This window comes from Candidatus Poribacteria bacterium, assembly GCA_028820845.1.
GTDB lineage: Bacteria > Poribacteria > WGA-4E > WGA-4E > WGA-3G > WGA-3G.
This window is the reverse complement of sequence record JAPPII010000103.1, coordinates 1-11128: the sequence shown is the minus strand read 5'-3', so window position 1 is coordinate 11128 and position 11128 is coordinate 1. Positions and strand designations below refer to the sequence as shown.

Annotated in this window: 11 protein-coding genes and 1 pseudogene; 5 read left to right on the top strand and 7 right to left on the bottom strand. The window is 46.7% G+C overall.

Translation table 11 applies throughout. The annotated features are described in order from the left end of the window. Positions 1-226: 226 nt before the first annotated feature. The 7 genes and pseudogenes from OXN25_19295 to OXN25_19265 all read right to left on the bottom strand — a co-directional run bounded on the left by OXN25_19295 (position 227) and on the right by OXN25_19265 (position 5572). A pseudogene (locus tag OXN25_19295) lies at positions 227-667 on the bottom strand (NADH-quinone oxidoreductase subunit C). A gap of 60 nt (positions 668-727) precedes the next feature. Next, positions 728-1336, bottom strand: a complete 609-nt coding sequence (locus OXN25_19290; protein MDE0427003.1) for an NADH-quinone oxidoreductase subunit B — start codon at positions 1334-1336, stop codon at positions 728-730. Beyond that, entirely contained in the window at positions 1326-1736 is a 411-nt protein-coding gene (locus tag OXN25_19285) for an NADH-quinone oxidoreductase subunit A (GenBank protein ID MDE0427002.1), read from the bottom strand. Before OXN25_19285 ends, OXN25_19290 begins: the two co-directional genes overlap by 11 nt. Before the next feature lie 170 nt (positions 1737-1906). Further along, complete coding sequence (locus tag OXN25_19280; protein ID MDE0427001.1) at positions 1907-2881, bottom strand: hypothetical protein; 975 nt, start codon at positions 2879-2881, stop codon at positions 1907-1909. Between the two features lie 9 nt (positions 2882-2890). Continuing rightward, positions 2891-3661, bottom strand: a complete 771-nt coding sequence (locus OXN25_19275) for a hypothetical protein (GenBank protein ID MDE0427000.1) — start codon at positions 3659-3661, stop codon at positions 2891-2893. 125 nt (positions 3662-3786) lie between these two features. Further along, entirely contained in the window at positions 3787-4866 is a 1080-nt protein-coding gene (locus OXN25_19270) for a mandelate racemase/muconate lactonizing enzyme family protein (protein MDE0426999.1), read from the bottom strand. A 58-nt stretch (positions 4867-4924) separates the two neighbouring features. Next, entirely contained in the window at positions 4925-5572 is a 648-nt protein-coding gene (locus OXN25_19265; GenBank protein ID MDE0426998.1) for a ThuA domain-containing protein, read from the bottom strand. Between the two features lie 366 nt (positions 5573-5938). Here OXN25_19265 and OXN25_19260 point away from each other — a divergent pair, with 366 nt between their 5' ends. The 5 genes from OXN25_19260 to OXN25_19240 form a co-directional block, all read left to right on the top strand. After that, on the top strand, positions 5939-6586 hold the full coding sequence (locus OXN25_19260; protein MDE0426997.1) for a hypothetical protein: 648 nt from the start codon (positions 5939-5941) through the stop codon (positions 6584-6586). A 223-nt stretch (positions 6587-6809) separates the two neighbouring features. Further along, positions 6810-6968, top strand: coding sequence for a hypothetical protein (locus OXN25_19255; GenBank protein ID MDE0426996.1), 159 nt, complete (start codon positions 6810-6812; stop codon positions 6966-6968). Positions 6969-7021: 53 nt separating this feature from the next. Continuing rightward, entirely contained in the window at positions 7022-8194 is a 1173-nt protein-coding gene (locus tag OXN25_19250; GenBank protein ID MDE0426995.1) for a C-terminal helicase domain-containing protein, read from the top strand. 280 nt (positions 8195-8474) lie between these two features. After that, complete coding sequence (locus OXN25_19245; protein MDE0426994.1) at positions 8475-10832, top strand: Eco57I restriction-modification methylase domain-containing protein; 2358 nt, start codon at positions 8475-8477, stop codon at positions 10830-10832. Between the two features lie 15 nt (positions 10833-10847). Continuing rightward, positions 10848-11128 (top strand): hypothetical protein (locus tag OXN25_19240; GenBank protein ID MDE0426993.1); only part of this gene is annotated, 281 nt, incomplete at its 3' end.

The window sequence follows — 11128 nt, the reverse complement described above, 5'->3', positions numbered from 1 at the left end:
AACCGCACTGTCTACGAAACCGAAGCCCCACGCTTTAGCGTGTGGGTGCTATCACACCTAACAAACCCTTGTACTGCCTGAGTTTTCAAAGCCTTTTTGATTCTAATGTTCCGCTACGAAAAAAAGGAAAAAAAGTCAAAAGTGTAACATTTTGAGGCAGTAGACGCCATACACATTTGTCCTAATATGGCACGCGCATGCCGCGATAGAATTCGGGTTCCTTGTAATCTTTGCGGAGTGGGTATCCCTCCCAATCGTCGGGCAACAAGATGCGACGCAGGTCATTGTGTCCTTCAAAGAAGATTCCGTAGAGGTCGTAAGCCTCGCGTTCGTGCCAATCCGCCGTTTTCCAGAGATGTGAGACGCTTGGAAGGTGTGGATTCGTTTTTGGTACCAAAGCTTTGATGACCACATTGTGTCGATGTCGCATGGAATAGAGGTGGTAGACGACAGCAAACTCTTCGTCATTAGCGTTCAAGTCGAGACCGCTCAGACACATTAAAGAATCAAATGCCAATGAATCGGTTTCGGCGAGGTATTGACACACATCGGCGATGGCTGCGGGGGTAATATGGATGCTCGGGTCACCAGCGAGTTCGGTGTCAAAGTTGAGAACGGTTTCACTAAACTGCTTGGTTAGGACTTCATAGATTTCTTCTGGTTTCACGTAATTCCTACTCCATGGTCGCGGTTACAAATCGCATCTACCGTTAGATGCCTCGGTATGCTAAGCAGTGTTTTCTTCTGCGTTATCATTTTCCGTAGGCGGTATTTCTGCCTCAATTTCGGCATCAGTTCCCTCAAGTTCGTACCACTCCGTTTTGGTGAAGAGTCGTTTCAAGAAGGGAACATGCTCACGTTTAGCGACAGTTTGGGTTCTAATCTTCTCTTGTAGTTTGAGCAATCCTTCGATAAGTGCCTCTGGACGCGGTGGGCATCCGGGTACATAAACGTCAACAGGGATGATACGATCGACACCTTTGAGGACGTGGTATCCGTGTTGCCAGTAAGGACCGCCACTTGTTGCGCAGCTCCCCATTGAGATGACGTATTTCGGTTCCGGCATCTGTTCATATAACCGTCGGATCCGTGTCGCCATTTTGAGCGTCACCGTCCCGGAGATAACCATCAAGTCGGATTGGCGCGGCGTTGCGCGCGGGACACCGGCACCGAACCGGTCGAGGTCGTAGTTGGAGGCGGCGGTCGCCATAAATTCAATAGCACAACAGGCAAGCCCGAACGTCATGGGCCAGAGTGCCGAGGCGCGTGCCCAGTTAGCGACAGCGTCCACTGAGGTGACAATAACGTTCTTATCTAACTTCTCATCAATTATCATAGCTTTCTTCCCTCCGGAGCGATTGGACTTCCAGTTGTGTGGAGCGGATCCACTCCAGATCGCCTTTCGCCCAAACATAGGCAAGCCCGACTAATAGGATGACAATGAAGACGAGCATCTCTAAGAACGCAAAAAGCCCAAAGTCCCGGAAAACAACTGCCCACGGGAAAAGGAACACGGCTTCCACGTCAAAGATGAGGAAGATCAGCGCGATGACATAAAAACGGGTGTTGAACTTAATCCGCGTATCGCCAATCGGGTCTTCGCCGCATTCATAGGGAATATACTTTTCGCCTGAAAATATCTTGGTGTGCAGGAGGCGAGAGATAGTCAGGTTTAGGACGACAAATAGACTGCCAACAATCAGGAAAATTAGCACATTCGCAAAGTTAAAAAGCATTCTGGATTATCCTTGAAAACCGCGGGGTTACAAAACTTTTGTGCGTATTACGATTCTGTTTTTAAAATTATATATTATTTTCCGTTGATTTGCAAGTAAAAAATTTTAACCTATCCGAGATTTTCGTGTGCGCATCTATTTTTTTAAAGCCTCTCTTGTGAAGGACAAACTCAGTTTTGATTCTTGACTGTCCCCCATGTTGTTATCAACGAGAATGCTGAAGGTTCGACAGATACAGTTACCGCTGGATCAAACCAAATTGCTTCTGAATTGAGCATTTCATGCGTAAGTTGTTGAACGTGCTGATCATTCAAGTTAACTTTGAAGAGATGCAGGCTGTCTCTTGTATCCTTCGCGTAAACGAGTTCATCACCGGACGGTGCCCATGCTATTGATAAGGTTCTCAACGGATCTGGTTTCGTAATCTGTTTTAACCCTGTCCCATCGCGATTGATGAGATAGATGCCTGTGCCGGACCTATTCGGAGACCAGACAAAGGCGATTCTCCTGCCGTCAGGTGCCCAAGCGGGATGCTGCATCCATGGGTTCTTATCTGGCAGTAGTTGCTTTTGGGTGTGCGACTCAAGATTCAGGATGTAAATTTTTCGGGTGCCCTGAGATGCAGCAACAAAAACGATTTCGGTTCCATCGGGTGACCAGTCAGGCTGCCCGCCACGAATACCTACTTGAACAATTGACTTACCGAACTGTCCATTTGTTGAGGCAATGTAGAGACTCCGGCCCATAGGTTGTGCCGAAGCGACATAGGCAATCCGTTTGCCATCCGGTGACCAAGTGGGTTCTACTCTATATCTCGGTTCAGTGAACACCGGTTTTGCGTCTGTTCCATCAGCGTTCATGATATGTATGTCGTGCTTGCCTTTGTGGTCGGAGCAGAAAAGAATTCGCTGTCCTGACGGCTCCCAAGCGATGTGGTTAATACCTCTACTACGGGATTTACTGATGAGGTTAACTAAATCGCTGCCATCTGGGTTCATCATATAGATGTTGGATTGGTAGATCCCCGACGGATTTATACCTCTTGACACAAAAGCGATTTTTGCGGTTGTAGGGACTTGCGCGAAAGTAGGGAGGCATAGCAATAGACTGAGGCTACAGAGTAGGAGCAAAGGAAATTTCTTCATAGGGGAATCCTATTCTATCGTTAGTGTGATTTCGTTGGATACGAGGGATGCCTTTCCACGACGTGCCTTGACAGGTAGATAGATATTCCTCTCCTCGTCCTTGCTTCTTTCTTGAATGAATTTAATCTGTTCTTGGTAATAGTTCATCGCGTCCTGTTTTGCAGCGGCTTGAAGATTCGGGTCGTTCTGAAGCCGTGCGAGGTCTCGTCTTAGCTCCGCTATTTCTGGATGTTCTTCAGTTATGGATTCTCGGTATACTTCTAAGTCAATCGCGAGTGTTACGGTATAAGTGCCGGGTTGTAATTGATAATATCTCTGTATGTCTTTCAGCGTCAGTTCTTGGTTCATGGATGCTTTGAAATCAAACCCCTGAATACAACGGACAGATTTTCCGTCCTGCTGGACGTATTTTTGCGGGTTTTCTTGTGTGATTGCACGCTTCGATTCGACGATTTGTCCGTTTGCGTCCTTCACTGTTACTTGTGTGAAAGCACCCTTCGTCGCGACAGCGAAAAAAGGCACGAGTAGATCGAATTTACCGTTCTGAATGTTGACCTGAAGAGGAATCTCTTCCTTTACTGTGTAATTTGTTTTAGAGGTTGACAGTTGGAGTTCCGCAATCGGACGCGCCGGTTCTTCCGTTTCTGTGGTGGCAGCGGTTTCATTGCTTTCCTGCTGCATCGTTTGCATGCTTCCGACACATCCAGAGAGGGTAAAAAGAAAAAGAAAAAGCGTGGCGAATTTTGGTATGACTTTCAAGTTGGTATTGGAAAGTATCATTTTATGCTCCTAATGTTTATTATCTCTAACGCAAGTTGTTGCTTGTTTGTTAGTTTGACTTTCCGAGTGGTCGCAAACTAAAAGTTTACGCTACAAAATCTTGTAAATAGCAACTTGGGTTAGGTCTAAAGTGTAATGCCTAATCCTGGTCGGTCAGGGACTTCAATGAATCCATTGACTATCTTCTCTGGCGGTGAAACGAGATCCGCGCGCCACGCTACCTCTCCCCAAGCGTATTCGAGGATAGCGAAATTCGGGACACTTGCCATGCATTGCACACTCGCAGCCGTTGCAACAGGACCACTCGGATTGTGAGGCGTTACCATAACGTTGCGCGCAGCAGCAAGTGTGGCGATTTTTTTCAACCCCGAAATTCCGCCGACGTGTTTGACATCCGGTAGGATATAATCTACTTCTGCGTGTCTGAGCAATCTATCGAAAGCTTCAGGGGTTCGTAAGCGTTCACCGGTTGCAATCGGGATGCTGATAGAACGGCTGATATGCGCGAAAGCATCAAGATTGTCCAACGGGACTGCGTCTTCAATCCAGAAGAGGTGCAAGTCCTCCAGTTCTTTTGCGACCTGTATGAGGATACCCGGGTTAAAGCGGCTGTGGCAGTCTACCATCAAATCGATGTCACTACCGATTGCGGCGCGGATTGTGCGAATCCGATCAATACCGGTACAGATGGCAGGCGTGAGACTCCCGCTTGATATATTTGCCGTTGAAACGTCGTCAAAGGGGGCGCATTTTATAGCCGTAAATCCTTCGGCAACGGCACGCTCGGCGTTGCTGGCGAACCCGGATGGGCTCCGATCGACTGTGGCGCGGTTAATGTTGGCATAGAGACGGATCTTTCCTCGACATTTGCCCCCTAAAAGTTGATAACTCGGCACATTCAACGCTTTGCCTACCAGATCGCACATTGCTTGCTCAATCCCACTGAGTGCCGTGTGATAGGTGTGGCTTTCGGTATCACGATAAAAACGCTGACGGAATGCCTCCAATTGGAAGGGATTCCACCCAATCAGTGCGGGTTTGAGGGTGTCAATGACGTGTTGAACCTGACCGTCATCTCTACCGTGGGAAGCCTCACCGACCCCGACTGTGCCGTCGTCGGCGTGGAGTTTGACGAAGAGCCAATTGCCGCGATGATTTACCTCAACGACTTCGGTTTCTATGGTTTTGATTTTGGGTGTAGACATTATATTTATATTTTAAGCAGTGGTGTGGCGAGGCAGTTGTGCCTCGCCGTGCGATATTCTATGATGCCGCTGCCCATTTTACGCCTTGGGTAAGGAATTTCTGCATACCTTCGCGCTCAAATGTTCCGGGTCCGTGTCCCAAAGTGGTGTAAAAGACGCGTCCAGAGCCGTAAGGCTTTACCCACGCCATGGGGTGTGCCTTGCCGAACCATTCCGCGGATGCCAAGACATGGACGTGCGGGTCGTGTGCGGAGATATAGATTTCATCTTCTACATCGAAATCTTCAACGCCTTGTGTCGTCGGGTGCGCGTTATCCTCGATATGGACGGTAAAGGTTGAGCCGGGCGGATGCCAATTAGAGGCTCCACCGATGAGGTCCATTGCCTGCCCGCCGATCCACCATGCGGTCCCGTGGATTCCGATCAACCCTTTACCTTCACTGACAAATTGGAACAACCCTTTTTCTTCAGCGGGGGCTAAATCGGAAACACGCTCGACAGATCCGTCTTCTCGGCGTTCCGTACGCGTGAAGCCTGTACCAAAGACACAGGCATCGTAGGTGTTCAAGTCAGGTGATGCTAAAACCCCTTTGTCTTCGGTGAGCGTTGCTGTAATATCGGCATCTTTGGAAAGAAAATCGTGAATGACCTCGGCACTTGCATTAAAGCGGTGATTTTCGCCTGATAGCACGAGAATTTTCGACATGAGAGCCTCCTTTAGAAACGGCACTGACTCCGCCGCTTATGGTGAAAAAATTGAATCCTAAAACGCCACTTTGCGCACATAGTGTAACGCAAAATTGAAATTGTGTCAAACGAATTCTGTTGATAATAATACGCAATAAGCAGTGTTGGGTTTAGTTAAATTAGTTTTCACAACAAATCGCTCAATCTTTTAGTTTGACAAAAAATGCCAAGAATTGTATAATATTCAGAACGTCACTTGGTAGGGAATGTGAGCAGCCTCGCTTGAGGCTGTCCCTACCGCAACCGACTCACATCGGGAAGTGGCGAAATGTATTAAAGTGACGAAAACCCATAACTTTTTAACAACTAAAAAGGAAAATTATCAGTGAAAAAAGTTAATATTGCCAAGGCTGATGTCAAGGCTGTGGCAACTGAAATAGCGAAGTTTGCATCCGATCTTTTAAGCTCTGAAGATTTGATGGATTCCCGCCCACCTGCCCTTAAAGTTATTGATTGTGTCCTTTCACTCAATAGATCATACGACACGTTTGTGGTGCCTCGGCTAAAATTTTTTATCAGCAATCATCCCGATATACAACAAATCACTGAGTTAGCTGAGCTCATGACAGGTTATTCAACACCGCACGTGTTTGTGCAACAAGAACTCAATTATGATCACGAAGATCGTGCAAGGATTCTGCATGAGGTTGTCATGTTTCTTTGTGCAATTGTTCAACAAACACCAGCAATGCCTGAAGAAAAGGTTCTCAAGGAGTGGGCAATGCAAGCACACTCCGAGATCGATAGATTAAACATTAGTGGTTTTGGACCTGCTGGTTTTCAGTATCTCTGTATATTATTTGGTGTGGATACTACAAAACCGGATATTTATATCATCAGATTTGTATCTGATATATTAAATCGAGACGTATCAGAGTTAGAAGCACACGCTCACTTAGAAGCAGCTGCTAAATGTTTGGGGCTTTCTGTTCGGGCAGTTGATAGTTATATTTGGAACAAAGGAGCCCGATAAGTAAAAATAATCCATGAAACCTAACCGAGCCGGTGCTGTATTAATTTTTCGATGGTAAACAACTTATTAAACTGAGGATGATACAGAAATTAAAGGGACCGACTCGCCGTCTAATGAATATACAGTCGATGTATACAAACAGCGCGCTGCCGAAATTTATAGGCTCTACGAGACGCGGTATCAAAGCCGATTTAAATGGATCCGTTCAAATCTTTTCCATTCGATGCTGCGCGAAGATCTCACGGATGACGCGATCGCACTCACTGACATCTTGAAACAATACGGGACATGGGACCCCGAAAAAGACGCAAAACTCAACGCACTGCAAAACCTTTTAACCCAGACACACCCTAACGAGAAGGTCCTCGTTTTCACGCATTAACCCAGACACACCCTAACGAGAAGGTCCTCGTTTTCACGCAATTTGCGGATACGGTGCAGTATCTGATGGACGCGCTCTTAGAGCGCGGACTCACGCAAATCGCAGCAGCAACCGGCAGCTCGGCAGATCCGACGGGGTTGGCGTGGCAATTCAGTCCTGTGAGCAACGATAAACGGCGTAGCATTAAGCCCCAAGACGAGTTGCGGATACTCATCAGCACGGATGTTCTCAGTGAGGGGCAGAATCTACAAGACTGTTCAATCGTCGTCAACTACGACCTACCGTGGGCAATCATACGCCTTGTGCAGCGCGCGGGTAGGGTTGACCGAATTGGGCAAACCGCTGAAGAAATTTTATGCTATTCGTTTCTACCCGCCGAAGGTGTAGAACGCATTATTGATTTACGTGGGCGTGTCCGCGCACGCCTCCAGCAGAACAGAGAGGTCATTGGCACGGACGAAGCCTTCTTTGAAGATGACGGTGATGAAGGTAATGAGACAATCGTTAACCTCTATAACGAACAGGCAGGCTTGCTCGATGATGAGCAAGATAACGATGTCGATCTCGCCTCTCATGCGTATCAGATTTGGAAAAATGCGATTACACAAGACCCAAGCTTAGAAAAGGTTATCCCTGAATTGCCGTCTGTCGTTTATTCGACCCGACCGCATACGCCAACAGATACCACACCTGAAGGCGCGCTGGTCTATATCCGTACAGGACAAGAAAACGACGCGCTTGCATGGATGGACCGGGATGGGCAGAGCGTCACGGAATCCCAATTTGCGATTCTTCAAGCCGCAGCTTGCCAACCGGATACTGAAGGACTCCTCCCCCTTGAAGGGCATCACCGTCTCGTAGAAGAAGCCGCGAGGCTAATCGTCTCTGAGGAGCGGTCGGTTGGTGGGCAACTTGGACGACCATCGGGTGCGCGCTTCCGTACTTATGAACGTTTGAAAGATTACGCCTCTGAGGTGGAAGGCTCGTTGTTTGTGGATATGCAGGAACTTGAAAGAGTCATTCAAGCGATCTACCGGCATCCACTCCGTCAAACTGCAACCGACTCCCTCAACCGTCAACTTCGCAGTGGTATTTCTAATGTAGATCTTGCTGCATTGGTCATTGGTTTGTGGGAAGATGAGCGACTCTGTATTATTGAGGAAGAACGCCAAACACGAGAACCACAAATCGTCTGTTCATTGGGGCTTCGTAGGAGGGATTTGTAATCCCTAACCCAGGACTTCTTGCTTGTAGGAGCGAGCTGTGCTCGCGATCCTCACTCCGAGAATCTTGACTTGCCCAATACATTTGTGTATAATGAAACAAAACTAATATAGGAAAACGCTAATGCTCAATGAACGAGAAACACGCCAATACCTCAGAGAATCCGACTTTGAAAACCTTTTTACACAACAACTCGGTTAGGACTATTACCGACCCCAACCACTCAATATCACAGTAGACGAAACCGAATATACACTCACCGCAATCGCCCAAAAACGCGGGGTGATTGTCTTTGAGTGTCCAGCAATTGAAACCGACGGACGCATCCCCGATTACGCCACCCGCCGCAAAATCCAAAAACAGGTTGCCAGATCTGCCCACGAACACTTTATTATCTACACCGACGCTGACAAAACCACACAGATATGGCAGTGGGTCAAACGGGAACAAGGCAAACCCGACGCCTGTCGTGAACACCGCTATAACAGCAACGAACACTCCGGCGAATCCCTCATTCAAAAATTGCGCGATATTGTTTTTACCCTTGACGAAGAAGAGGAACTTGGACTCTTCGGCGTAATAGGAAGAGTTCAAACTGCTTTTGACGTTGAAAAGGTCACCAAAAAATTCTATGACCATTTCAAAAGAGAACATACCGCCTTCCTCAAATTTCTCAAAGGGGTGCCCGATGAAGATATGCAAAAGTGGTATGTCTCTGTAATGCTCAATCGTCTGATGTTCATCTACTTCATTCAGAAGAAAAATTTCCTTGATAACAACGAAAATTATCTGCATGCCAAACTGGTACGGAGCCAAGCGAACGGGACCAACCGCTACTACAAAGACTTCCTCTGTCCCCTTTTCTTTGAAGGGTTCGCCAAGCCAGAAAATGAACGAAGCAGAGAGATGAAACGTCTACTTGGAAAAATTCCATACCTCAACGGCGGTATCTTTCAAAAACATCAACTGGAGACACTTCACGGCGAAAATATTGAGATCCCCGACAAGGCATTTGAACAGATTTTCAAATTCTTTGAGCAGTACCAGTGGCACCTTGACGACCGTCCGCTACGGAACGATAACGAGATTAATCCCGATGTGCTTGGCTACATTTTTGAAAAGTATATCAGCCAGAAACAGATGGGTGCCTACTACACCAAAGAGGACATCACGGAGTACATCAGCAAGAATACCATCATTCCGTTTCTCTTTGACAAGGCAAAAAAGGCGTGTAAAATCGCATTTGAAGGCGAGGCTTCTGTCTGGCAACTCCTACAAGCCGACCCTAACCGCTACATCTACGATGCTGTTAAAAAGGGGGTCGATTTGGATTTGCCAGCAGAAATCGCTGCTGGCATTAACAATGTTTCCAAACGCACCGATTGGAACGCACTCGCTGACTCCGACTGTGCCCTACCCACAGAAATATGGCGAGAGACTGTCGCACGCCGACAGCGTTATGAAACTGTTCGCGCCAAACTCGCAAACGGGGAAATAGATAACATTAACGATCTGATTACCTATAATCTCAACATCCGTCAGTTTGCTCAGGATGTCATTGAGAATTGCGAAGGCCCCGAACTCCTTCGCGCCTTCTGGAAAGCCATCACTGAAGTAACAATCCTTGACCCCACCTGTGGTTCTGGGGCGTTTCTCTTTGCTGCCTTGAATATCCTTGAACCGCTCTACGAGGCGTGCCTTGATCGGATGCAGGTTTTCTTAGACGAGGTAGGAGATAACTCTGAATCGAGACAGTCTCGCAAATATAATGACTTCTGTAATATCCTTGCGGACATCAAGCAGCATCCGAATCGCAAATATTTTATCCTCAAATCCATTATCATCAATAACCTCTATGGTGTGGACATCATGGACGAGGCAATTGAAATCTGCAAGCTGCGTCTCTTTCTCAAAATGGTGGCACAGATTGAGGATGTAAAACGGATTGAACCGCTGCCAGACATCGACTTCAACGTTCAGGCAGGCAATACCCTCGTCGGCTATGCGACTTATGACGCAGTGAAAAAGGCTATTGAAAGTAAACTTGACTTTGACGACGCAATGGCGCGCATCCAAGAGCAGACTGAAGATTTTGATCGGTTATTTACGTTATTTCGCCAGCAACAGACTGAATTAGGCGGGGACGTAACACTTGCTGACAAACAGGTGTTGCAAGATAAACTTCAGGAATTAGAAGATGAGCTCAATTTATACCTCGCTGGAGAGTATCAGGTAGACCCGAACAAAAAACCTGCTTATCAGAATTGGTTGACTTCACACAAACCTTTCCACTGGTTTATTGCGTTTTACGGAATCCTCACGGGCGGTGGATTTGATGTAATTATCGGCAATCCGCCGTATAAGGAGTATAGGGAGGTCAAGAAGCAGTACACAGTGAAAGGGTACGAAACTGAAAAGTGCGGTAATTTGTATGCCATGGTCTGGGAACTTGTCCTTAACTTGTCATCGAGTGGGTATATTGGATTTATTGTTCCAGCAGCAGCTGTTTGCACAGATGGTTTTACGCCTTTGCGTAATTTGTTAACCACCGCTGGTGAACTTGCGATAAGCAGTTACGGTGATAATCCAGGTAACCTATTTAAAGGTATTCCGCACAGTCGCCTTTCGATAATTTTATAAAATAAAGGGGCAAAGATGCGGCGAATATTCACTACAAAATATAACAAATGGCGTCCGCAAGAACGTGACATTCTTTTTCAAAACTTAGCGTTTGTTGATTCAACCGCAGTAGATTCTCAGTTAAGCATAGTTAAACTTGGAAGCAGCATAGAAAAATCAATACTGGATAAATTTCACAGAAAACCTTTAATATTTACGCGTCATTCTGTGATATCTAGACGTTTTGCGATTTACTATACAATGAAGTGCCACCGTTTATTCAGACCACAATTTAGCAAATTTTATCCAAGTTTTTT

Bases quoted from the DNA above. Each gene is read 5' to 3' on its own strand.
- OXN25_19290 (MDE0427003.1), bottom strand. From the start codon at position 1,336: ATGATAATTGATGAGAAGTTAGATAAGAACGTTATTGTCACCTCAGTG.
- OXN25_19285 (MDE0427002.1), bottom strand. From the start codon at position 1,736: ATGCTTTTTAACTTTGCGAATGTGCTAATTTTCCTGATTGTTGGCAGT.
- OXN25_19280 (MDE0427001.1), bottom strand. From the start codon at position 2,881: ATGAAGAAATTTCCTTTGCTCCTACTCTGTAGCCTCAGTCTATTGCTA.
- OXN25_19275 (MDE0427000.1), bottom strand. From the start codon at position 3,661: ATGATACTTTCCAATACCAACTTGAAAGTCATACCAAAATTCGCCACG.
- OXN25_19270 (MDE0426999.1), bottom strand. From the start codon at position 4,866: ATGTCTACACCCAAAATCAAAACCATAGAAACCGAAGTCGTTGAGGTA.
- OXN25_19265 (MDE0426998.1), bottom strand. From the start codon at position 5,572: ATGTCGAAAATTCTCGTGCTATCAGGCGAAAATCACCGCTTTAATGCA.
- OXN25_19255 (MDE0426996.1), top strand. From the start codon at position 6,810: ATGCTGCGCGAAGATCTCACGGATGACGCGATCGCACTCACTGACATC.